General features: G+C 65.2%; 16 protein-coding genes. 3 read left to right on the top strand and 13 right to left on the bottom strand.

The annotated features are described in order from the left end of the window. Positions 1 to 63 precede the first annotated feature (63 nt). The 3 genes from QRM89_RS19195 to rpoE form a co-directional block, all read right to left on the bottom strand. Positions 64 to 1,641, bottom strand: a complete 1,578-nt coding sequence (locus QRM89_RS19195; RefSeq protein WP_285448735.1) for a DegQ family serine endoprotease — start codon at positions 1,639 to 1,641, stop codon at positions 64 to 66. Between the two features lie 109 nt (positions 1,642 to 1,750). Next, positions 1,751 to 2,611: a sigma-E factor negative regulatory protein gene (locus tag QRM89_RS19190; protein ID WP_285448734.1), complete on the bottom strand. Its 861-nt coding sequence runs from the start codon at positions 2,609 to 2,611 to the stop codon at positions 1,751 to 1,753. Then, positions 2,608 to 3,228: an RNA polymerase sigma factor RpoE gene (gene rpoE / locus QRM89_RS19185; protein WP_011036461.1), complete on the bottom strand. Its 621-nt coding sequence runs from the start codon at positions 3,226 to 3,228 to the stop codon at positions 2,608 to 2,610. Before rpoE ends, QRM89_RS19190 begins: the two co-directional genes overlap by 4 nt. A 236-nt stretch (positions 3,229 to 3,464) precedes the next feature. On the opposite strand from rpoE, the gene QRM89_RS19180 reads away from it, so the two are divergent. Further along, a complete protein-coding gene (locus tag QRM89_RS19180; RefSeq protein WP_285448733.1) occupies positions 3,465 to 5,537 on the top strand; it encodes a 3-hydroxyacyl-CoA dehydrogenase NAD-binding domain-containing protein in 2,073 nt (690 codons plus the stop codon). 166 nt (positions 5,538 to 5,703) lie between these two features. Here QRM89_RS19180 and QRM89_RS19175 read toward each other — a convergent pair whose 3' ends face one another. The 3 genes from QRM89_RS19175 to QRM89_RS19165 form a co-directional block, all read right to left on the bottom strand. Next, positions 5,704 to 8,556, bottom strand: a complete 2,853-nt coding sequence (locus tag QRM89_RS19175) for a TonB-dependent receptor (RefSeq protein WP_285448732.1) — start codon at positions 8,554 to 8,556, stop codon at positions 5,704 to 5,706. 312 nt (positions 8,557 to 8,868) lie between these two features. Continuing rightward, complete coding sequence (locus tag QRM89_RS19170; protein ID WP_285448731.1) at positions 8,869 to 10,449, bottom strand: sulfotransferase; 1,581 nt, start codon at positions 10,447 to 10,449, stop codon at positions 8,869 to 8,871. 39 nt (positions 10,450 to 10,488) lie between these two features. Continuing rightward, entirely contained in the window at positions 10,489 to 10,941 is a 453-nt protein-coding gene (locus tag QRM89_RS19165; RefSeq protein WP_285448730.1) for a hypothetical protein, read from the bottom strand. Positions 10,942 to 11,100: 159 nt separating this feature from the next. Here QRM89_RS19165 and QRM89_RS19160 point away from each other — a divergent pair, with 159 nt between their 5' ends. Continuing rightward, positions 11,101 to 12,603: a sulfotransferase gene (locus tag QRM89_RS19160; RefSeq protein WP_285448729.1), complete on the top strand. Its 1,503-nt coding sequence runs from the start codon at positions 11,101 to 11,103 to the stop codon at positions 12,601 to 12,603. A gap of 18 nt (positions 12,604 to 12,621) precedes the next feature. On the opposite strand, the gene QRM89_RS19155 is transcribed toward QRM89_RS19160, so the two are convergent. From QRM89_RS19155 to QRM89_RS19125, 7 genes are all read right to left on the bottom strand, one after another. After that, positions 12,622 to 13,905 carry an aspartyl/asparaginyl beta-hydroxylase domain-containing protein gene (locus tag QRM89_RS19155; RefSeq protein WP_285448728.1) on the bottom strand — a complete coding sequence of 428 codons (1,284 nt, stop codon included), beginning with the start codon at positions 13,903 to 13,905 and terminating at the stop codon, positions 12,622 to 12,624. Between the two features lie 151 nt (positions 13,906 to 14,056). After that, positions 14,057 to 15,034, bottom strand: a complete 978-nt coding sequence (locus QRM89_RS19150) for a cation diffusion facilitator family transporter (RefSeq protein ID WP_285448727.1) — start codon at positions 15,032 to 15,034, stop codon at positions 14,057 to 14,059. Between the two features lie 659 nt (positions 15,035 to 15,693). Next, positions 15,694 to 16,581, bottom strand: coding sequence for a 3-hydroxyisobutyrate dehydrogenase (gene mmsB / locus QRM89_RS19145; RefSeq protein ID WP_285448726.1), 888 nt, complete (start codon positions 16,579 to 16,581; stop codon positions 15,694 to 15,696). Between the two features lie 16 nt (positions 16,582 to 16,597). Next, a complete protein-coding gene (locus QRM89_RS19140; RefSeq protein WP_285448725.1) occupies positions 16,598 to 17,770 on the bottom strand; it encodes an enoyl-CoA hydratase/isomerase family protein in 1,173 nt (390 codons plus the stop codon). After that, positions 17,770 to 18,567, bottom strand: coding sequence for an enoyl-CoA hydratase (locus QRM89_RS19135; protein ID WP_076056021.1), 798 nt, complete (start codon positions 18,565 to 18,567; stop codon positions 17,770 to 17,772). The genes QRM89_RS19140 and QRM89_RS19135 overlap by 1 nt, the downstream gene beginning before the upstream one ends. Then, positions 18,564 to 19,745, bottom strand: coding sequence for an acyl-CoA dehydrogenase family protein (locus tag QRM89_RS19130; protein WP_285448724.1), 1,182 nt, complete (start codon positions 19,743 to 19,745; stop codon positions 18,564 to 18,566). Before QRM89_RS19130 ends, QRM89_RS19135 begins: the two co-directional genes overlap by 4 nt. 15 nt (positions 19,746 to 19,760) lie before the next feature. Next, on the bottom strand, positions 19,761 to 21,266 hold the full coding sequence (locus QRM89_RS19125; protein WP_285448723.1) for a CoA-acylating methylmalonate-semialdehyde dehydrogenase: 1,506 nt from the start codon (positions 21,264 to 21,266) through the stop codon (positions 19,761 to 19,763). A 125-nt stretch (positions 21,267 to 21,391) separates the two neighbouring features. On the opposite strand from QRM89_RS19125, the gene QRM89_RS19120 reads away from it, so the two are divergent. Further along, complete coding sequence (locus tag QRM89_RS19120) at positions 21,392 to 22,774, top strand: short-chain fatty acyl-CoA regulator family protein (protein WP_042599304.1); 1,383 nt, start codon at positions 21,392 to 21,394, stop codon at positions 22,772 to 22,774. The last annotated feature ends 58 nt before the right edge of the window (positions 22,775 to 22,832 follow it).

Raw genomic sequence — 22,832 nt, 5'->3', positions numbered from 1 at the left:
GCACCGCGCACGACGCGCCGCCCTTGCCAATCCCGAATTACCAATCCCGAATCCCGGCGCCTGTCAGCCGGCCGCCTTCAACGCCACATAGCTGGTGGCCTTGCCATCGGTGACCAGCAGCATCACCACGTCGCCCTTCTTGTAGCTGGCCAGCGCACGGTTCAGCTCGGCAACGCTGCCGACCTTGGTGCGGCCGACCCGGGCGATCACCAGGCCCGGAGCCAATGGCGGCTGGGTACTGCGTGCAGCCGAGCCGGTGACCGAGGCAATGCGCACACCCTCACCCGCTTCCAGACCCATGCGACTGCGTTCGGCGGCGGTCAGGTCCGCAACCTGCAGGCCCAGCAGCTCCACGCTGGCCGGCGTAGACGGCTTGCTGTCATCTGCCGCAGTGCGCGGGGCGCTGCTGCCAGATTCGTTTTCCAGCGTGCCCAGGGTGACGTTGACCTGGCGCGGCTTGCCGTCGCGCAGCACGTTCAAGCTGACCTTGGTGCCCGGCGGCATCAGGCCGATCATCGGCGGCAGGTCGCTGGCCACCGCGATTTCCTTGCCGTTGACCGAGCGGATCACATCGCCCACCTCGATGCCGGCCTTGCCAGCCGGGCTGCCGGCGGGGATGTCGTTGACCAGCGCGCCGCGCGTATCCGGCAGGCCCAGGCCTTGCGCCTTCAGCGTATCGATCGCGCCGACGGCCACGCCCAGCATGCCGCGGCTGACATGCCCGCTGGCCTTGATCTGCTCGGCCGCACTGAAGGCTAGGTCGATCGGGATCGCGAAGCTAATCCCCATGTAGCCACCCGAAGCGGAGAAGATCTGCGAATTGATGCCGACCACCTCACCACGGGTATTGAGCAGCGGGCCGCCGGAGTTGCCCTGGTTGATCGCCACGTCGGTCTGGATGAACGGCACGTAGCGCTGGTCGGCGTATGGATTGCTGCGACCGGTGGCGCTGACGATGCCGGCGGTGACCGAATGATCCAGCCCGAACGGCGAACCGATCGCCACTACCCACTGGCCCGGCTTGAGCGTGTTGGAATCGCCGATGCGCACGGTCGGCAGGCCCTTGGCCTCGATCTTGAGCAGGGCCACGTCGAACTGCTCGTCGCTGCCGACCACCTTGGCCTTGAACTCGCGACGGTCGGTGAGTTTGACGGTCACCTCGCTGGCGCCATCCACCACGTGATGATTGGTCAGCACGTAGCCGTCGGCGGAAATGATGAAGCCCGAACCCATCGACTTGCCAGCGATGCCGCCATCGTCATCGCCCTGCCCCGGCCCCTGACGCGGGCCGCCCGGCATCTGGAAATCCGGGCCGAAGAAGCGCTTGAAAAACTCCGGCATCTGTTCGTCGTCGGGCATCGCGCCGCCGCCACGTCCGCCCGGACCGCCGCGCTGCGAGCGCGCCATGGCGTCCTTGCGGGTGATGGTGGTTTCGATATTGACCACGCCCGGGCCGACCTGTTCGACCAGATTGGTGAAATCCGGCAAGCCCGCCACCAGCTGCGGCGCCGGCGTGGTGCTGCGGTTGGCCGCGATCGGCGCGCTGGTCTTGGCTGGCGCTTCGGGTTGCTGCGCGCAGGCAGCCAACGGCAGGGTCATGGCCAACAGGCCGAACATCTGGGTGCGGATGCGGTGATTCATCAGGTTGCCTCCGATGGCAGGGCGACAAGGGTCCAGACCCGAACGATTGCACGGGCCGGACACGGTAACGGGAGCATGGATGCCGAACGGATGAGGAACGGCGAGAACATCAGTCCTGCGGTGGCGGAGCCGGCTGTGCCCGGCCTGCCGCAGCGGCCGCCTGCGGAGCGGGCTCGAACGGATAGAACGCTGGCGCCTGCCGACTTTGACTGAAGCTGGCGTTGAGCGGGCTTTCGCCCGACCCCGCCAGCGAGGCACGCGGCCACGGGCGGGCCTGCAGCGTGGTTTCAGGATGCGTGAACGGGTTTGCCGCCGCCGGCGAGGCGAGCGAAGGCGTTGCAGCCGGGGCCGCAGCCGAGGCCACCATACGGGCCGGTGCCTGCTGGTTGCGCGCCGCCACGCTGCGAGCGACCTGCTGATTGCGGGTGGCCGCGCCACGCCGGGCCGAGGCCAGCGCCGCCGCGGGCACGGCCGCCGCCAGGGCAACCACGTCGTCCGGCGCATCCGGGGCCTTCGGCGCCTGCGGGGCGGGAGTGGATGCGGGTAGCCGTGCTGTGGTGGCGAACACCTGCTCGGCGGGCGCCGGCGCGGCCACCTCAGGCAGCCGCTCGCGGGACACGAACAAGGCGATTGCGGCGACCGATGCCGCCAGCGCGGCACCGCCTCCCCAACGCCAGCGCGCCGCAGGGCGTGCAGCGGGCGCCGCGGCAGGTGCCGGTTCTTCGGCCACGGCAGCGCGCACCTTGGCGGCGAAATCCAGCGGCGCCGGGGCACTTGCCGCGCCGCGCAGCACATCGCCGCAGAGCTGCCAGCGCTCCTGGCAGCCGGCCAACTCTTCGTCATGGGCCAAGCGTCGCAGCAAAAAGCGCGACTCCTCGGCACTCAGCTCGCCATCCACCAGCGCGGACAGCTGCTGGCGGTAATGACGTTCGAACTTGTCGGTGGTGGACATGTCAGGGTTATTGGTCATACACGGTGTCGCTCACGGGTAGCGCTTTCGGTCTCCAGCAGAGGCCGTAGCTCGATGTCGATGGCCTCGCGCGCCCGGAAGATGCGCGAGCGCACCGTTCCGATCGGGCAATCCATCTTTCGCGCGATCTCCTCGTAACTCAGCCCCTCCACCTCGCGCAGGGTGATGGCCGACCGGAGTTCTTCCGGCAAGGCTTGGACCGCACGCATCACCGTTTGTTCCAGCTCCTGTCGCATCAATTCGCGCTCCGGGGTGTCGGTGTCGCGCAAGCGGGTCGCACCATCGAATTGTTCGGCGTCGCTGACGTCGATGTCATCGGTGGGCGGGCGGCGATTGTGCGCAACCAGGTGGTTCTTGGCAGTGTTCACGGCAATGCGGTGCAGCCACGTATAGAACTGGGCGTCGCCACGAAAACTGTTGATCGCGCGGTAAGCGCGCACAAACGTATCCTGGGCCACGTCCTGGCATTCGCTCCAGTCGGCGATGTAGCGCCCGATCAGGGCGACGATCCGGTGCTGGTACTTGCGCACCAACACATCGAACGCCGCACTCTCGCCGCGCTGCACACGCCGGACCAGTTCCAGATCCAGCTCCTGAGGTGTATCGACTTCGGCCATGTCGGGCCGCACTCCTGTCTGCCCACCGAAGTCGGGCAATGAGACCGCCATTGAAAAGAAAAGTTCCTACCGATCCAAACGATCGCAGCGCTGCCGCAAAGAGCGTCGCCGACGTGTCGCTGGCGACGCCATGCACTGGGCCGGCACCGTCTTGCGACAGGTATGGGTATTTGACGTGAAGGAAACAACCTCTGGATGATAACGGCCTTTCCTTATATCGCCGGATGGTCAACCGCATGCTTCCAGGTTTCGACGGGCTCCGATTCAGCCATTGGCAGGCAGACCTGCGCGAGGACGGCGTGCTCGTGCTCAGCCTCGACCGCCAGGGCGCGGTGGTCAACGCCTTCTCGCAGGACGTGCTGCTCGAACTGGGCGATGTCATCGAACGCCTGGCACTGGATCCGCCCAAGGGCGTGGTGCTGCGCTCGGCCAAGGCCAATGGCTTCATCGCCGGCGCCGATCTGAAGGAATTCCAGGAGTTCGACCGCCGCGGCACCGTCAACGACGCAATTCGGCGCGGCCAGCAGGTGTTCCAGAAACTGGCCGAACTGCCCTGCCCCACGGTGGCGGCCATCCATGGCTTCTGCATGGGCGGCGGCACCGAGATTGCACTGGCCTGCCGCTACCGGGTGGCCTCGGACGATGGCAGCACGCGTATCGGGCTGCCGGAAACCAAGCTCGGCATCTTTCCCGGCTGGGGCGGCAGCGCCCGCTTGCCGCGCTTGATCGGGGCACCGGCGGCAATGGACCTGATGCTCACCGGGCGCACGGTGTCGGCCAAGGCTGCGCGGGCGATGGGCCTGGTCGACAAGGTCGCTGCACCGGCGGTGCTGGTGGATGTGGCTGCGGCGCTGGCATTGGCCGGCACCACGCGCCCGTTCAAGCAACGCGCCACCGCCTGGGCGACCAACGCCCTGCTTGCACGCAAGCTGCTGGCACCGCAGATGCGCAAGCAGGTCGCGCGCAAGGCCCGCAAGGAACACTATCCCGCGCCGTATGCGTTGATCACCACCTGGGAGCGCGCCGGTGGCGGTGGGATCCAGGCCCGCCTGGCGGCCGAACGCAAGGCAGTGGTGAAGCTTGCCAGCACGCCGGCAGCGCGCAATCTGATCCGCATCTTCTTTCTGACCGAGCGGCTCAAGGCCCTCGGCGGCAAGGACACCGGCTTGCCGGCCATACGCCACGTGCATGTCGTCGGTGCCGGCGTGATGGGCGGCGACATCGCGGCGTGGGCCGCCTACAAGGGCTTTGAGGTCACGCTGCAGGACCGCGAACAGCGCTTCATCGATACCGCCTTGGCGCGCGGCGGCGAACTGTTTGGCAAGCGCGTAAAGGACGAGACCAAGCGCCCCGCCGTGGCCGCACGTCTGCGCGGCGATCTGGCCGGCGCGGGCGTCGCGCAGGCGGATCTGGTGATCGAGGCGATCATCGAAAACCCGCAAGCCAAGCGCGACCTCTACCAGAGCATCGAGCCGCACCTCAAGCCGGATGCGCTACTCACTACCAACACCTCCTCGATCCCGTTGACCGAATTGCGCGGGCACATCCAGCGCCCGGCGCAGTTTGCCGGCCTGCACTATTTCAACCCGGTGGCGATGATGCCGCTGGTGGAAATCGTGCAGCACGACGGGCTGGATCCGGCCAACGTGGCGCGGCTGGCCGCGTTCTGCAAGGCGCTGGACAAATTGCCGGTGCCGGTCGCGGGCACGCCAGGATTCCTGGTCAACCGCGTGCTGTTCCCGTACTTGCTGGAAGCGGCCACCGCCTATGCCGAGGGCACTCCCGGACCGGTGCTGGACAAGACTGCGGTGAAGTTCGGCATGCCGATGGGGCCGATTGAACTGATCGACACCGTGGGCCTGGACGTGGCCGCCGGCGTCGGTGCGGAGCTCGCCCCGTTCCTGGGCCTGCCGATCCCGGCAGCACTGGCCACGGTGGAGGCCGGCAAGCGCGGCAAGAAGGACGGCCAGGGCTTGTACAAATGGGAAAACGGCCGCGCGGTCAAACCCGAAGTTGCCAGCGGCTACGAGGTGCCGGCGGATCTGGAAGACCGCCTGATCCTGCCATTGCTCAACGAAGCGGTGGCTTGCCTGCACGAGGGCGTGGTGGCCGATGCGGACCTGCTCGATGCCGGCGTGATCTTCGGCACCGGCTTTGCGCCCTTCCGCGGCGGCCCGATCCAGCACATCCGCAGCGTCGGTGCAGACGCGCTACTGGCCCGCCTGCACGCCTTGCAGGCGCGGTATGGCGAGCGGTTTGCCCCGCGGCCGGGTTGGGAGTCGCCGGTGTTGCGGGAGCCGGTGGCATAAGCCTGCAGCACCGGGATTCTGCCTGCGAAAGCGCGCGAACTGATTGATGATCGGCTGATGTCGAGTCAAGCCGCGGCGGCACAACGATCGAGCGGGCCATCACCACTGAAAAAAGAACGGCGAGCCTAGGCTCGCCGTTCTTTTTTGACCAGTACAGCAACTCAAGTTAGAAGCGCAGACCCACACTGGTGAAGATATAACGACCCGCCTGGTCGTATCCACCAAGGGAGTTGCCGTTGAAGGTCAGGCTGCCCCCCACCAGCGGTGGCTCCTTGTCGGCGATGTTGTTGACGCCCAGCGTCCAGGTGACGTAGTCGCCCAACTGCATCGAACCAGACAGGTCGAAGTAGTTGTACGCCGACACCTTGTTGTCCTGGTTCACAAGGCGCACGTCGGTAGTGCCCGGGGTTCCGTCGGTGTTCTGGTAGTCCAGTTCACCGATATAGCGCCAACGCAGACTGACGGTATAGCGGTCGAAGTTGTAGCGCGTGCTCAGCACATGCCGCCACTCGGCACTGTTGCAGGCCACGTTGACCACGCCAGCGCAGTCGTAGGTCACTTCCTGCACACCCGGAACCGGCTCGTATTCCTGCTTGAGGGCATAGCTGCCCATCATCGAGGCGGTCAGGCGACCCGGGCCGACACTCCATGCATACGACGCAGTCAGATCGATACCCTGGAAGTGCAAGGAGCCGAAATTGTCTTGGGAATTGAGGATCAGCCCCGAGACATCCGGGTCGCTGCCGCGGAACAGATCGCCCGTTGTGGCATTGCGACGGACGCGGCTGCAAATGTCTGCATTACCGGTGACACCGCATGCGGTCAGGATGTTGGAAGAACCGATGGCACGAATGGCGTCGTCGATTTTGATGTCGTAATAGTCCACGCTCAGATCGAGCCCCTTGATCGGGCTGGCCGCGAAGCCGACCGTCCAGGTGTTGGCCGTTTCCGGTTGCAAAGCGGTATTGCCACCACCGATTTCGTTGTACTGCCCTGCTGGATTTGCCGCTACACGGCCGTATTGCGCGGCCGTCACACCGGTGTTGGCGCACTGAGCCTGGGTAAATGTTGGATTGGCGCCAGCGCAGGGGTCGCTACCGCTCCACAAATTAATTGTATTTTCGTTGTACAGCTCGGTGACGTTCGGCGCGCGGATTGCACGGTTCCAACCTGCACGTAGGTGGTATTTGCCATCGACGAATGTCGCACCCAGACCCGCCTTGTAAGTGCTGACACCCCCGGAGATGTCGTAGTCCGAGTAGCGATAGCCAAGCTGCATATCCAGGTGATCCAGGCTGCCTGCGTTGGCCAGAAGCGGCACCGCGCCTTCCAGGAACAGTTCTTTGACGCTGATATCGCCGGATACATTGGATGTTGGGCCGCCCAGACCGGTGAAGTTGCCGGTCTGCATATTGCTATCGGCGACGCGCTTGAAGGTTTCAGTCCGGGTTTCCACGCCACCAACCACGCTGATGGGGTTGTCGCCGGCCCACGGCAGGCTGTAACCGAAGTTGCCGGTCACATAGGCATTGAACACGCGCATCGAGGTTTCGTAATTGACGATACCGACGCCCTGTAGCGCTTCTGCCTCCGCAGCGGTCACGCTGTCGTTCCAGACGCTGTACGGCACGCATCCGTCGAACGCGCCAGGCTGGCAGCCCAAGAGTGCGTCGCGCACGCGGGTGGTGACAAAGTCGTTGATGTTTTCCGACTTGGTGGTACTGCGGTTATAGGTAAAGGAGGCGTCGTACGACCAGTTGTCGTTGATATCGCCCTGTGCACCGGTGGTGATGCTGAAACTGTTTGTGTCCGAATCGGTAATGCGCGGGCCACCTTCGACGTTGCGCTTGGCAACGTAGACCGTGAATTCGTCGTCGGTAATACCGACATCGTTACACAGGCTACCGATCACCGATGTTGCGCAGTTGACGTTGAGGTCGGTAAAGAACGCACCCGATGGGGCAATCTGGGTCGAACTCTTGCGATTGACAAAGAGGGTCTCGAGGTAGGGTTTGAAGTGCTCGTTGACCTCGTACTTGATGCTGCTGCCAGCCGTGTAACGCGTGTCAGGCCGTTGGTAGTAATTCAACGGTGCAAAATTGTATAGATTGGGCGAAGCGACCTGCGACCAGGTCCCGCCTGCGGAAGGCTGCACATAGAAGGCGCCCGCCGACGGCGCAACGACGTAAAAATTGGCAGGGTCCGCGGTCGCCGAGCCGCCGCAGGCAGTGCCCCCGTTGCTCAATGCACAGGCAGAGTAATCACGCTGCCCCTGCAGCAAGGGATCATTCTCGCGCCAGGTTGCCCAGGCGGTCGCATGACCCGATTCACCGAAACTACCGCCGATCGCCAGATCCACATTGCGGGAAATACCATCAAAGCCGGAATTGCCCGTTGGATAATCGTACCCGGCATCATCCATCAGGCCGCGCATCAGCCTGTTGCCATTGTCGTGCTGAAAGGCGTTGTAGCCCATGTCGACACTGACACCTTCAAACTCGTCGTCCAACACAAAGTTGACCACGCCGGCGACTGCGTCCGACCCGTACACCGCAGACGCACCGCCAGTGAGAACATCCACCCGGCGCACCAGTGCGGCGGGAATGATGCTGATGTCCGGGCTTTCGCCGATGCCCTTGGGGATACGCCTGCCGTTGACCAACGTCAAGGTCCGCTGCGCACCCAAGCCACGCAGATCGACGGTTGCATATCCATTCGAGCCGTTGTTGGCAAAGTTGTCGAAGCTTGCGGCAAGCTGGGGATACTGATTGATCAGATCTTCGACCTTGGTCGCGCCAGTGTATTGAAATTCTTCCTTGTTGATTTCTGCCACGGGGCTGGAGGCAGTCATCGTCTGGCTCTTGATGCGCGTACCGGTGACGTTGACCGTGTCCAGGCTTTTGGCATCCATCGTTGGCTGCTCCTGCGCCATCGCGCTACCTGTGAACGCCAGGGCAGCGGCGCCAACCGCGAGCGATACCCTGATGGCATCGCGCAACTTGGTGGTCTTCAATCTCATCTCTCTCTCCGACAGTGCGAACGGGTGGCGCAGGGCAAGACCTGCCACCGGGAGCGGCAAGTACGCAACCACTGCGACGACGCAGGCGAGCGCATCAAACGGCGCTGACCACATTGGCTAGCGGGGGCGAAATAGGCGCCCTAAAAACGCTGCCAAGCCGATGCTAAGTCGATGTCAAAGAAAATTAAAGCCCTGTTCAGCAATGCTCCGAAAGAGTGCGCAAAAGCCCCAAAACGGTGCGCAGATCACAGCAAGTGGTTCGCATTGCTTATCGAGCAATTGAGCAACTGTTTGTGTCGGTCGATGCATTAATTACTTTTCAGTTGGCACTGCAACCCCTGCTGCCTGTAGCCGTTGCACGAGCGCGTCGAGCCCAGGCAGATGCCGACGTGAGCCATGTACCGAGCGCTGATGCACCTCTCCGCGCACTTGGGCAGCACTTGCGGTGACGAAGGCCACATCTGCCATCTTGGGCACGGCCTCGCGCGAGGCAAGCCCACACCACTGCACTACCCGAGCAATCTGGCTGTCCGTATCGCGCACCAGTTCTTCGTAGTGCACGTCCAGGATCCTCCCCGGAAGCAGCGCATGCCAATGACGCATCGTCTGCTGATATGCCAGGTAATACTCGCCAATTTCGTCCAGCGCGTACGAGAATGGATACGCGTTGTAAAACAGGGTTTTGTACATGGCGTAGCAGGTATCGAGCGGATCCCGGACCAGGTGGATGATGCGCGCCTTTGGCAAGGCCGCTGCGATCATTCCGCAGTAGAGATAGTTGATCGGCATCTTGTCGATCAACAGCGGGTGTCCATGAACAACCTCACGCGCGCCGCGCAAGTAATCGTCACCGAGCGCGGCAAAATCGATCTGCCGCGACGCCTGCGCCGCCGTCAGCGCCGGGTTGCTTGACGCGATGCGTGACGTTGCACTTCCCAGCAGTGCACCGAAGTCCATCAGCTCCCCGGCCGAACGGGCATCAGCGTGCTGTACGAGGAGCCGTTCCAGCAGCGTGGTGCCCGAGCGCGGCAAGCCAACGATGAAGATGGCGCCCTCGCCCCCCTGCCCCGAGCGCAGCGCCTGCAATGCTTCCGGACCGTAAGCGTCGCGGATCTCCGCGATCCGCGCGCACTCGGCAGCGACGTCGTACTGCAAGGTCGCACGCTTGCTGGCAGCTGCGACCGTCAGTGTTTGAAACGCCTCCTCATGCCGACCAAGATCTTCCAGCTCCTTTGATAGCGCAAACAGGGCTGCTGCCCTCGCCTGCGGATCAAACGCGGTGGATGCCAACCTGCGACGCAGATCCTCCAGGTGGTTCTGCTGCGCGGTCTGTCGTCGCAAACTGGCGCGCAGGTACAACGCATCGCCGGCGTTCGGAACCAACTGCAACAGCCGATCCAGAATGCGCTCTGCAGTATCGAACTCACCGCTGAAAAATTGCATCGTCGCAAGGTCGTACATCAGCCGCGGCTGCTCTCCGAGCAATGTCAGCGCCTGTCGGTAGGCGTCGCGTGCGGCAACAACATCCTGGCAGCCGCTGTGAAGCGTACCGATCTGCCAGAGCGCCGCTCCATCCGCCGCCGACAATGCCTGCGCCTGGCGAGCCACGCGCCGGGCCTCGTGGCGGCGGCGCAGCTGCACCAGCAAGCTGCCGTACTTGATCAGGAGCGGAACCGGCGACACCGCAACCGCCGCAGCACGCGCGATGCGCTCGGCCGCGGCGTCTGGATCACCGTTCGCAAGCAGGGCTTCGCTTGCCAATTCAAGCAGATGCGCATCATCAGGATGGCGTGCGCAAGCACCCTCTGCCAGTGCAACCGCATCGTGATAGCGGCCCTGACGCAACAACTGATATCCGTCTCGCAGGATGCTTTTTTGCTCACTCTCGGTCAATCAGGTCTCTCCCGCTCATGGACGTTGGTATCAGCGCTGTCAATCGATGCGTCGAGCACGCAGTGCGACGCCGCCAGGGGTGACCAACATGTAGCTCCCCATCGCGGCGCTGCGAATTGTCACGGCGTCGCCTTCAGCCAGATGACCACGGCTGGTGGATTCTGTGAGCGCCCAGCGCTGCTGGTTGTCCAACACCACGACGCGGGTACCGTCGGTCTGATAGGCCACGGCGCGGACGGTGGCGCTCACCTGTGCTGGCGGCTTTCCGGTCATCGTCGCCGGAGCGTGTGCTGGATCGCGACCGAATTCCCTTATTCCCCTGCCGGCTTCAGCGGCGCGCACTGCGGCCGATGGCGGGAAGCTCGCGTCGTAGCAGGCCAGCCGTGGCAACGGATCGAGCACCGACGCACAGGCATGCGTGGCTACCTCCTGCGCCGTTGCACTCGTTGCGCACACCATCAGCAGGGTTCCGAAGGATTTCCAGATGGGCATTGCATGTCTTCGCTGTCGACGATGCCCGAGCATACAAGGCAACCGCATGGCCGGGTACGGGGCAGGCCGCGCCTCCGTCGGCAAGCCGATTGACACGCCGCGCACGCTGCCCAAGCATGCAGCCCTACCACTCCTCCACCTCTGTTTCGGGAGCATGCGTTGAACGCCTCTTTGCAGCAAGCCGCAAAACTCCTGCAGCAGGGCCATCTGCAGCAGGCAACCGAGGCCTATCGACAAGTGCTGCACACCCAGCCTCGCTGCGCCGATGCCTGGTACAACCTGGGTTACCTGCTACGCCATCATGGAGACGCAACCGGGGCACTCGATGCGTACGGGAATGCCCTGCTCTACGGCGCTACGCAGCCGGAACAGATCCACCTCAATCGTGCCGCACTGCTGAGCGACCACCTGCACCGGGACGCGCTGGCGCTTGAAGAACTGGGGCTTGCCCTGAAGTGCCATCCAGACTATCCGCCGGCGCTGCTCAACCTCGGCAATCTGCACGAGGAACTGGGCGCCCGCGATCAAGCGCTCGCGGCCTATGCCCGACTTGTGGCACTCGTGGGTGCCGACACTTCCACCCATGCGCTCCAACTGCAGGCGACCGCCCGATTGCTGCACCTGGACCCACCGGCGCATGCGCAGGATCCGCGCCTGAGCCGGCTTGCCCAGGCTGTCGCCCTGCCGGGCCAGGATGCTGCGTTGTCGGCCATCCTCTCGCATGCACTGGCGCAGGCTTACGATCGCCTGGGGCTACACCAGCGTGCATTCGAGACCGCAAGCGCGGCCAACCGCGATGGCTACGCACGGGCACGCCGCTATGAGCCGGAACAGACGCAACAGCGCTTCAGCCATATCAGCGCCGTGTTTGCCGACGGCGCCAGTGTGAGCGAGCAATCCGATCGGCTGACTGCGCAGGACGTACCGGCGCCACTGTTCATTTGCGGCATGTTCCGCTCCGGCTCCACATTGCTCGAACAAGTGCTGTCGCGTCATCCCTGCATTGCCGCCGGGGGCGAGTTGGATGCGCTGCCCCGCCTGGTTGCACAGGCGTTGTCGCCGTTTCCGCAGGCCGCCCAAGACCTGCCCGCACAGACCCGGGCACAGCTGGCGGCCAGCTATCGGCAACGCGTGGCGCTGGCGGTTCCGCAACACGCGCAGTTGCGCTACATCACCGACAAGCGGCTGGACAACTTTGAACTGGTCGGCTTGATCAAGCAGCTTTTTCCCTCCGCAAGGATCGTGCATACACGTCGTCATCCGCTGGACAACGGGCTGTCGATCTTCATGCAGCAACTCAATCCGCATCGATTCGGTTACGCAGGCAGTCTGGAAGACATCGGTCATTTCTATGGAGCGTCTGCGCAATTGATGCAGCACTGGCTGTCGCTCTATCCGGACAGCATCCACACGTTCGACTACGACGCCTTTGTTACCGCACCGGAATCCACCCTGCGGGCGCTGCTCGATTTCCTGCAGCTGCCGTGGGAACCGCAGTGCCTGGAGTTCCACCGCGCGCGGAACGCGGTCAGAACCGCCAGCTACTGGCAGGTACGCCGGCCACTGCATGCCGAGGCATCGGGACGCTGGCGAGCGTATGCCGCGCACCTTGGGCCCCTACGGCAGGCACTCGCAGCAAGCGGCATTGTGATCGAAGACTGAGCAATGGCCGGCGCGCACTCATCCAGCGCGATGGCGTGCGATGGTCGCTTCCATGGCGTTGACCATGGCGCGCTCCTCCTCGCTCAACTGAGGATTCCACACGTCGAAAATCAACACCACGCGCGCATGCGCACTCTCGTTGCGCGCTTCGTGCTCGATCGAGTCATCGAACACGAGCACCTTCCCGATCTCCCACTGCCGCCGGTCGTAGCCCACCCGGAAGCTGCAGCCCTCCGGCACGATCAACGGCAGATGCGCCACCAGGCGTGCATTGGTCTCGCCATGGTGCGGAGGAATCACCGTATGCGGCGCCAGGACCGAAAACATCGCATTGGGACAAACGCCAGCAATCTGCGCGGCATCGACCGATGCCAGTGCGGCAGCCGTTGCGGGGCACCGCTGCAGGTGGGGCTCCACGGGCTGGCCATGTTGCCATAGCGGGTACGCGCTCCATGCGGGCGAGTGGTTGAGTTGTTCCCACTGATTCAGCGGCTGACCAGGCGCGTAGGCGATATAGGGAGCAAAGCCACTGCTGTCGGCCGCCATGACGGCGCGCAGCTCCTGTGCGATGGCATCGGTCTGTTCCTGCAATGCATCCACCCAGGGAAACGCCGCCGGGTCATGGAAGGGCAATGCAGGCAATCGTGGAATGAGCAGACGGTTGGACTGGGAATGAAATGGGCGGGATCGGCCGCTTGCGATCGCTGCCGCCTCATCCCATCGCCCCTGGAGCGCAGCATTCACCGACTGACGCGGCACCTGCAGCGCAGTCCGCAGCTGTGCCTCCAGCTCCAACGTGTCCTGCTCGACAGCCTCGCTGGCGCGTGCCAGCTTGCGGCGCAGGACGGCCGGCCACTGTGGTTGCGGTGGTGCAACCTTCAAGGCGTCACGGTAGACACCGGCAGCCGCACGCGGCTTGCCGCGCGCTTCCAGAAACTCGGCTTTCGCCAACAGGCCGGGTAAGAAGTACGGATCCAGCGCCAGCGCCGCGGCAATGGCCTGCCATTCGCCGTCCACGTCCCCCTGCGCCTGCTTCACCACAGCAATGGTCAACACGATCATCGGATCGGCCGGGCTGGTTGCCCGCGCGCCGTCCAGATACGCGATCGCGGCCTGCGTGTCGCCGCGTTGATAGGCGTGAACCCCCAGGCTATACAGCGCCTGCGGGTGTGCCGGCGCCAGTTGCCGCACGCCCTCCCATAACGCCTCGGCGTGCTGCCAGTCCCCTGCCGAAGCTGCGGCACTAGCCGCTTGCACGAGTGCGGCAACCCGCTCGTTCACCTGCTCGACCTGTAGCGCCATGACACCCGCCGTGTGCAGAACTCATCCCGCGCCGATCATACGATGGAGGCGGCCGTGCGCCAGTCGGGCGTGATGACGGAAGCGCTGGCGCCTGTCTGGCGTACTGCGATAGCACACTTGCAACACGCTCAAGCGACGACGCCATCACCGCTCAGTGGGAATGCCCGCCATGTCCATGTGCGTGCCCGTGCCCGTGCCCGTGGTGATCGTCATGCGCGGCGCCTGACGCGGCCTTTGGCGTGCCGCACGGATCGACTCCACAATCGCCGCTCTCCACCTGCAAGGTGACGTGGGCGATGTCGAAGCGGTCGTGCAGCAGTTCGCCCAGCGTTTGACGCAGGCGGTCGCGGTCGATCGTTTCGCCAACCACCACGTGGGCCGTCAAGGCCGGGGTGCTGGAGGCCAGGGCCCAGACGTGCAGATCATGTACGTCTTCGACGCCGGGATGGCTGGTGAGCGCCTGCTGCACCTGGGCGAGGTCGATGCCTTTGGGAACACCTTCCAGCAGCACATTGATGGCTTCGCGCAGCAACACCCAGGTGCGCGGCAATACCCATAGGCCGATCAGCACCGCCAGCACTGGGTCGATCCACTGCCAGCCAGTCCACCGGATCAGCAAGGCGCCGATGATCACCGCGACCGAGCCGAGCATGTCGCTCCAGACCTCCAGATAGGCGCCCTTGACGTTGAGGCTTTCGCCGCTGCCGGCGTGCAACAGCTTCATCGCGATCAAGTTGATCACCAGGCCGAAGCCGGCGATCAACAGCATGCCGCTGGAGGAAATATCCTGGGGCGCGCGAAAGCGTTGCGCCGCTTCCCACAGGATGTAGGCGCCGACTGCGAACAACAGCGCGCCATTGGCCAGCGCGCCGAGCGCCTCCAGACGCACATAGCCATAGGTGCGACGCGCGTCGGCAGGGCGACGGCTCAGGCGCACCGCAACCAGCGCGATCATCAGGCCGACGGTATCGGTGGCCATATGCGCGGCGTCGGACAGCAGCGCCAGGCTGTTGGTGATGAACGCGCCGATGACCTCCGCCAACAGGAAGGTGGCGGTCAGCGCGAGCGCCCACCACAACGGCTTCTCGTGGCGGATCTCGCTAGGTGCGTGGTTGTGGTCGTGTCCCATGGATGCGGTGGCCTCGTGCGATCCGCGCACCTTAGGCGCACGCGATGTCGGAGACTATTACACCTGGGCGTGATGACATCACATCACGTGGGCGCAGTGATGTGCCTTATTGCCCACAGGCCGGGTGGCAACTTGGAGCGGCTAACAAAAGCTCTCGAACGCCGCAGCGATGGCGGCAACGTGCTGGCCACACTGCCTTCGTTGACGAGTGGAGTGATGTCGGTAGTGGCAGTGACATTGCTCGGATCGAGAGGAGCCGATCAGACCGCACATATCGGACGGCCGCCCTGCTTGCCCTGCTTGCAACCATGCACACCGACCATCTCGACGGGTCCTTGCCCGCTCACTGTCGCGGGACCTTACGCGGCATGGATGCCGCGTAAGAGCCTACACGGACGTACTTGCGGCGTGTCCCGCGACGGTGAGCGGGCAAGGGCCGCGCAGACAAGCCACAGATCAGCCGCTCTGCCTTGCGGCGTGTCCCGCGATGGTGGCCGGGCAAGGGCCTCGCAGCCAAGCCGCAAATCATCCGCTCTGCACCCGACGCATACCCGTTCGATCACCTATCAAAACGGATGCGAGTTACATCAAGACGGATACGAGTTACAACGCCGGCGACGCCCACCTGGTGGTGGGCGTTGTAGCTCTATTAGCCACTCTCAGACCTTGGCCACCAACTTGACCACGCTGGAAAAATCCAGCGCGCCATTGCCGGCCTGGCTGTTCATGGCGTACAGGTTGCGTGCCAGTTCGCCCAGCGGAATCGATGCGCCCGCCTGCACCGCGGCCTCGGCGACCAGGCCCAGGTCCTTGAGCATGAGGTCATTGCCGAAACCGCCGCTGTAGCCGCGCGAGGCAGGTGCATTCTCCAGCACACCGGGCCACGGGTTGCAGACTTCGGTGGCCCAGCTGCGCCCGGTGCTGACCGCCATCATCTGCGACAACACCGCCGGGTCGAGCCCCTGCGCCACGCCCAGCGCGATGGCTTCGCCGGTGGCGGCCATGATCACACCCAACGCCATGTTGTTGCACAGCTTGGCCACCTGCCCGGCGCCGTTGTCGCCGACGTGGAAGAGGTTCTTGCCCATCGCCTGCAGCACCGGACGCGCGCGTTCCAGCGCCTGTGCAGCGCCGCCCACGATGAAGGTGAGTGTGCCGGCTGCAGCGCCCGCCGTGCCGCCGGATACCGGGGCATCCAGCATGTCCAGGCCGCGCGCATGCGCAGCAGTGGCCACAGTGCGTGCCATTGCCGGCGCAATGGTGCTGCAATCGATCACCAACGCGCCGGCGGGAATGTGCGCAAGGATGCCGGCATCGCCCAGATACAGCCCTTCCACGTGCTTGCTGGCAGGCAACATGGAGATGACGACCTCCGCGCCGTGCAGGGTGTCGCTTGCGGAACTGGCCACCTGCGCGCCGGCGGCATGTGCGGTATCCAATGCACTGTGCACCAGGTCGAACACACGCAGCTCGTGCCCGGCCTTGAGTAGGTTGGCGGCCATCGGCCCGCCCATGTTGCCCAGGCCGATAAAAGCGATCTTGCTCATGCGGTTGGTCTCCGGATTAACGCGCGCCAAGGTCGGCCAGTGGGTGCTGTCCCGCCGGCCACGGCGCAGTGAAGAAGGTGGCTGCCCAGGCCGCATCGGCCTGTTCCAGCGTTGGCGGTTGCCATGCGGGCTGGCGATCCTTGTCGATCAACAACGCACGGATGCCTTCGGCGAAATCCCCATGCGCGGCTGCGTGCAGCGCCACCACGTATTCGGTGCGAAATGCGTCCGCCAGCGTGGTGGTGCCGGGATGGCGCTGCAGCTCCCACGCCAGCCGTGCAGAACCCGGCGCGCCAGCGGCAAAGGTGGCGCGCGCGGCCTGCAGCCAGGCGTCTTCGCTTTGCAGCGCCAACAGCGCGTCGGCAACCTGCTGCAGCGTGCCGGCCGAGACGATGGTCGCGATCAGCGCAGCGTGCAATTGCAGGGGGCCAGGTTCCACTGGCTGCGCCAGGCCCTGCAGAAAAGCGCCCAGCTGCGCGCGATCGTGAGCGACATCACCCGTCCAGGCATGCGCGCTCAGCGCATCCAGCACCGCATCGTATTGCGCATGTTCCAGGCGCACGTCGGCCAGTCCGGCGTAGATGGCGTCGCTGGCGTTGAGCGGTGCGCCGGTGAGCGCGAGAAACAGGCCGCCGCCGTGGGGCACGCGGCGCAGCAACCAGCTGCCGCCCACGTCCGGAAACAATCCGACGCTGATCTCCGGCATTGCAAGCCGCGAGCGCTCGGTGACCACGCGATGGCTGGCACCCGACATCAAGCCGATGCCGCCGCCCATCACAATGCCGTGCCCCCAACACAACACCGGCTTGGGAAAGGCGTGGATGCGATAGTCGAGGCGGTATTCCTCCTCGAAAAACGCCGCGGCATGCGCATTGGCCTGCGGCTGCGCAGCGCGTTGCGCGATCTCGGGCACCGCCTCCGCATGCGCACGCATGCTCTGGTACAGCCCATGCAGATCGCCACCGGCGCAGAACGCCTTTTCACCGGCGCCGCGCAAGACCACACAGGCAATCTGCGCATCATCGGCCCAGACGCGCAGTTGCGCGTCCAGCAGCCGCGTCATCTCCAGCGACAGACCGTTGAGGGTCTTGGGCGCGTTTAAGGTGGCGATGCCGATGGAGTGACCATCGGCGCAGGCGCGTTGCTCGAACAGCACCGGTGAATGGTCGGAGGCGTGTGTTTCCACCATTAGTGATCGCTCCACTGCGGCGCGCGTTTTTCCAGGAACGCGGCCACGCCTTCGCGCTGGTCGGAATGTTCGAACAGGTCCACGAAGGCCTCGCGCTCGGCAACCAGCGCGGCCGCGTGCGTGCCATGGCGGGTGGCCTGCACCAGGCGCTTGCACGCCGCCACGCTCTGCGGGCTTTGCTTGCCGGCGCGTTGCGCCCAGGCGATGGCGTGCGCGCGTGCTTCGCCGGGGCCGACCACCTCTTCCACCAGGCCGATGCGCTGCGCGGTGGCGGCATCGATGCGTTCGCCAAGCAGGATCATGCGCTTGGCCCAGCCCTCGCCTACCAGCCGTGCCAGGTTCTGCGTCCCACCGGCGCACGGCAGCAAGCCGACGCTGGCTTCCGGCAATGCCAGGTGCGCCTGTTGTTCGGCAATGCGCAGATCGCAGGCGAGCGCGCATTCCAGGCCGCCGCCCATGGCGTAGCCGTTGATCGCCGCGATCGACACGCCTCGAAACGCGCTCAAGGCTTCGAAGGCCTCGCCGAAGCGGCGCGCTGCCTCGCGTGCCAGCGCCTTGTCGCCCTCGGCAAATTGCTTGAGGTCAGCGCCGGCACTGAAGAACTTGTCGCCGGCGCCGGTGATCACCAAGGCGTAGATGCTGCGGTCGGCATCCAGCGCCAGCACCAGGTCGCGCAACGCGGCCAGGCTGTGCACGGTCCAGGTATTGGCCGGCGGGTTGCTCACCGTCACGATAGCCACGTGGCCATCGCGTTCGACCTGCAAGCCGGTATGCGCGCGTCCTTCCCAATCGCTCATCGCAACTCCTCCTCGCTGTTGAGCAGGTGGCGCGCGATGATCATGCGCATCACCTCGTTGGTGCCTTCCAGGATGCGATGCACGCGGCTGTCGCGCAGCAGGCGCTCGATCGGGTATTCACGGATATAGCCATAGCCGCCGTGGATTTGCAGCGCCTCGTCGCAGATCGCAAAGCCGGCGTCGGTGGCGAAGCGCTTGGCCATAGCGCACCACACCGTTGCGTCGTGGCTGCCGGCGTCGAGCTTGCGCGCGGCGGTGTGCACCATCTGGCGTGCGGCCACCAGTTGCGTGGCCATGTCGGCCAGCTTGAATTGCAGCGCCTGGAAATCGGCCAACTTTTTGCCGAACTGGCGGCGCTCACCCATGTAGCGGCGCGCCGCATCCAGCGCGCCTTGCGCGGCGCCCAACGAGCAGGCGGCGATATTGATGCGGCCACCGTCCAGCGCCTTCATCGCCATCTTGAACCCTTCGCCTTCCTTGCCGAGCAGGTTGCCGGCGGGAATGCGCACATCGGTGAAGGTGATGCCACGTGTGGGCTGGCTGTTCCAGCCCATCTTTTCTTCCTTGCGGCCGTAGCTGATGCCCGGCGCATCGGCCGCCACCACGAATGCACTGATGCCGCGTGCGCCGTCTTCACCAGTACGTGCCATCACCACCAGCACATCAGTGGCGCCCGCGCCGGAAATGAAGGCCTTGCTGCCGTTGAGCACGTAGTCGTCGCCGTCGCGCTGGGCGCGGGTCTTCAGCGAGGCCGCGTCCGAGCCACTCCCCGGCTCGGTCAGGCAATACGAGCCCAGCTTGGCACCGCTGGTCATCGCCTCGCCCCACTGCGCACGCACGCCCTCATTGCCGTAGCTGGCAATCAACCAGGTGGCCATGTTGTGGATGGTGATGAAGGCCGAGGTGGACGGATCGACCGTGGCCAGCTCCTCGAACACGATGGCCGCATCAAGGCGCCGCATGCCCAGGCCGCCAACGCCTTCGTCGGTGTACAGGCCGCAGAAGCCCAGCTCGGCCGCCTTGCCGATGGCCTCGCGCGGGAAGTGGCATTCCGCGTCCCAGCGTGCGGCGTGCGGGGCCAGTTCCTTGTCGGCGAAGTCGCGCGCGGCGGCGCGGAAGGCCTGCTGTTCGTCGTTCAAATCCACCGGGTCGGTGGGCAGTTGGATCGCTGCGTTCATGGCTGTGGGCTACGCTTATTTGAGGGAAATGGTGGTGTTGACGCCATGCCCCAGCGTCTCGTCGTCGAACCAGCGCGCGGTGATGGTCTTGGTCTGCGTGTAGAACATCACCACCTGTTTGCCGTACGGCCCCAGGTCGCCAAGCTTGGAAGCGCGCGAGCCGGTGAAGGAGAACAGCGGCACCGGCACCGGGATCGGCACGTTGATGCCGACCTGGCCCACGTCGATGTCTTCCTGGAAGCGCCGCGCGGCCGCACCGGACTGCGTAAACAGCGCGGTGCCGTTGCCATTGGGATTGGCGTTGACCAGCGCGATGGCCTCCTCCAGCGTGGCCGCTTCCAGGATCACCAGCACCGGCCCGAAGATTTCTTCGTCATAGATGCGCATGCCCGGCGTGACGCCGGAAAAAATGGTGGGGCCGACGAAATTGCCATGCTCCAGGCCAGGCACCTGCGGCGCGCGGCCATCCAGTTCCAGGGTGGCGCCCTGCGCCACGCCCGAGGCGATCAGGCCTTCGACACGCTCGCGCGCCGCGCAGGAAATCAGCGGCCCCACGTCGGTCCCCGGCGTGCTGCCGGCGCCCAGTTTCAAGCCCTTGGCCTTGGCCACCAGCGCCGGAATCCACTGCCGTGCCTCGCCCACCAGCACCAGCGTGGAGGCGGCCATGCAGCGCTGGCCGGCCGCACCGAAGGCCGCGCCGACCATCGCATTGAGGGTCTGCTCCTGATTGGCGTCCGGCAGCACCACCGCGTGATTCTTGGCGCCCATCATGCATTGCACGCGCTTGCCGGCCAGCGAGGCACGCCGATACACATGCGTGCCCACCTTGGTGGAGCCCACGAACGATAGCGCCTTGATATCGGGGTGGTCGCACAGCGCGTTGACCACTTCTTCGCCGCCGTGCACCACGTTGAGCACGCCCTTGGGGATGCCTGCTTCCAGCGCAAGCTCAACCAGGCGCATGGTCACCATCGGGTCCTGCTCGGAGGGTTTGAGCACGAAGGTATTGCCGGTGGCGATGGCCATCGGAAACATCCACAGCGGAATCATGGCCGGGAAGTTGAACGGGGTGATGCCGGCGCACACACCCAGCGGCTGCAGCAAGGTGTAGGTGTCCACGCCATTGGCGACGTTGTTGGCCAGCTCGCCCAGCTGCAGGTTGCCGATCGCCGCGGCGTGTTCCACCACTTCCAGGCCGCGGAACACATCGCCTTCGGCATCGGCCAGGGTCTTGCCCTGCTCGGCGCTGAGGATGGCGGCCAGCTCGGGCATGTGTTCGCGGATCAGCTGCTGATATTTGAGAAAGATGCGCGCACGCGTGCCGATCGGCGTCTTGCGCCAACCCACGAAGGCCTGCTGCGCGGCGGCTACGGCCGCGTCCACCTCGGCCGGCGTGGCAAAAGGCACCTGGGCCAGCACGCTCTGGTCGGCCGGGTTGACCACGTCCTGCCAGTACGTGGTGGCAGAGGCGATCAGGGCGCCATCGATCAACAGGGAAACGCGTGGGACGGATTTACTCATTGCAGGGCTCGCTTACAAAGGGGGCTGATCAGCTGCTTCGCATTGTTCGCATCCAGCCAGCGCCTTCCCAGTCTTGAACTGCTTAATCGCGCTAAGCTGCGGGCAGTCTTTTGCGAAGCTTGCGAATGCCCCAGTCCAGCGCCCTCCTCCGCCATCAGCTCGGCCTGCGTCTGCAGCGCCTGCGCCAGCGGCACGGGCTGACCCAGGCCGAACTGGCACGCCGGCTCGGCCTGTCGCCGAGCTACCTCAACCAGATCGAACGCAACCAGCGCCCGCTGACGCTGGCGATCCAGCAGCGCCTCAAAACCGCGCTGGGCGACCTGGACGGCCTGCTGAGCGCGGACGACCCGGCGGCACTGGTCGAGCCGCTGGATGAGGCGTTACGCGCGCTCGGGCATGGTTTGTCGGCGGCGGAACTGCGCATGCTCACCGGCAACCTGCCGCAGGTGGCACAGGCGCTGCTGGACCTGCAGCGCGCGCATACGCATCTGCAAGAGCGCACTGCCGCGCTGGAAGTGCAGGTGGGCGCCGAACACGCCGCGTTGCCGTCGCTGTCGCCGGGCGAGCAGGTGCGCGACTACTTCAACCGCGCGCACAACTATCTACCTGAGCTCGACGAACGCGCCGAGGCGCTCTACACCGAACTGGGGCTGACCCCGGAAAACCTGCCGCTGCGTCTGCGCCAGCGCCTGGCCGACCGCCACGGGCTGCTTGTGCAGGAAGCGCCCGACCTGCACAGCGACAAACGCAGCGTGGATGCGCAGGCACGCGTGCTGTGGCTGCCCGCCCATCTGCGCCCCGGCCAGCAAGCGTTCCAGATGGCGGCGCAATTGGCCTTGCTGGAATGTGGCTCGCTACTCGATGCGCGCATCGCCGATGCCGGCTTTGAGGATGCCGAACGCATTGCGTTGTCGCGGATCGGCTTGTCGAACTATTTCGCCGGCGCGCTGGTGATGCCGTACACGCCGTTCCTGCGCAGCGCGCAGACATCGCGCTACGACATCGAGTGGCTGGCCGACCGCTTCGGCGTCGGCTTCGAGGCGGTGTGTCATCGCCTGAGCACCTTGCAGCGGCGCGGTGCGGCAGGCCTGCCGATCTTTTTCATGCGCGTGGATCGCGCCGGCAATGTGTCCAAGCGCCACTCCGCGACCGACTTCCATTTTTCGCACGTCGGCGGCGCCTGCCCGTTATGGATCGTCTACGAAGCCTTCAACCAGCCCGACCGCATCCTCACCCAGATCGCGCGCATGCCCGATGGCCGTCGCTATTTCTGGCTGGCCCGGCAGGTGACCAGCGGGCCGCCCGGCTATGGGCGGCCGCGCAAGACCTTCGCGCTGGCGATGGGCTGCGACCTGCGCCATGCCGATCAACTGGTCTACGCACGTGGCTGGGATCTGGGCGCAGTGGACGATGCGGTACCGATCGGCCCGGGCTGCCTGACCTGCGAACGCAGCGACTGCGTGCAGCGCGCATTCCCGGCGCTGCCACGGCTGCCGGGCATGCGGTGATGCGAGATCGCGGGACGTGGGCACCCGGTCATGCGGATGCGATACGGCGCACTGCGCC

It is taken from the genome of Xanthomonas sp. LMC-A-07 (assembly GCF_030208825.1).
Taxonomy (GTDB): Bacteria; Pseudomonadota; Gammaproteobacteria; order Xanthomonadales; family Xanthomonadaceae; genus Xanthomonas; species Xanthomonas campestris.
The sequence above is the reverse complement of the archived record's forward strand: the minus strand, read 5'-3'. Positions and strand labels throughout refer to the sequence as shown.

Bases quoted from the DNA above. Each gene is read 5' to 3' on its own strand.
- QRM89_RS19195 (WP_285448735.1), bottom strand. From the start codon at position 1,641: ATGAATCACCGCATCCGCACCCAGATGTTCGGCCTGTTGGCCATGACC.
- QRM89_RS19190 (WP_285448734.1), bottom strand. From the start codon at position 2,611: ATGACCAATAACCCTGACATGTCCACCACCGACAAGTTCGAACGTCAT.
- rpoE (WP_011036461.1), bottom strand. From the start codon at position 3,228: ATGGCCGAAGTCGATACACCTCAGGAGCTGGATCTGGAACTGGTCCGG.
- QRM89_RS19180 (WP_285448733.1), top strand. From the start codon at position 3,465: ATGCTTCCAGGTTTCGACGGGCTCCGATTCAGCCATTGGCAGGCAGAC.
- QRM89_RS19175 (WP_285448732.1), bottom strand. From the start codon at position 8,556: ATGAGATTGAAGACCACCAAGTTGCGCGATGCCATCAGGGTATCGCTC.
- QRM89_RS19165 (WP_285448730.1), bottom strand. From the start codon at position 10,941: ATGCCCATCTGGAAATCCTTCGGAACCCTGCTGATGGTGTGCGCAACG.
- QRM89_RS19155 (WP_285448728.1), bottom strand. From the start codon at position 13,905: ATGGCGCTACAGGTCGAGCAGGTGAACGAGCGGGTTGCCGCACTCGTG.
- QRM89_RS19150 (WP_285448727.1), bottom strand. From the start codon at position 15,034: ATGGGACACGACCACAACCACGCACCTAGCGAGATCCGCCACGAGAAG.
- mmsB (WP_285448726.1), bottom strand. From the start codon at position 16,581: ATGAGCAAGATCGCTTTTATCGGCCTGGGCAACATGGGCGGGCCGATG.
- QRM89_RS19140 (WP_285448725.1), bottom strand. From the start codon at position 17,770: ATGGTGGAAACACACGCCTCCGACCATTCACCGGTGCTGTTCGAGCAA.
- QRM89_RS19135 (WP_076056021.1), bottom strand. From the start codon at position 18,567: ATGAGCGATTGGGAAGGACGCGCGCATACCGGCTTGCAGGTCGAACGC.
- QRM89_RS19130 (WP_285448724.1), bottom strand. From the start codon at position 19,745: ATGAACGCAGCGATCCAACTGCCCACCGACCCGGTGGATTTGAACGAC.
- QRM89_RS19125 (WP_285448723.1), bottom strand. From the start codon at position 21,266: ATGAGTAAATCCGTCCCACGCGTTTCCCTGTTGATCGATGGCGCCCTG.
- QRM89_RS19120 (WP_042599304.1), top strand. From the start codon at position 21,392: ATGCCCCAGTCCAGCGCCCTCCTCCGCCATCAGCTCGGCCTGCGTCTG.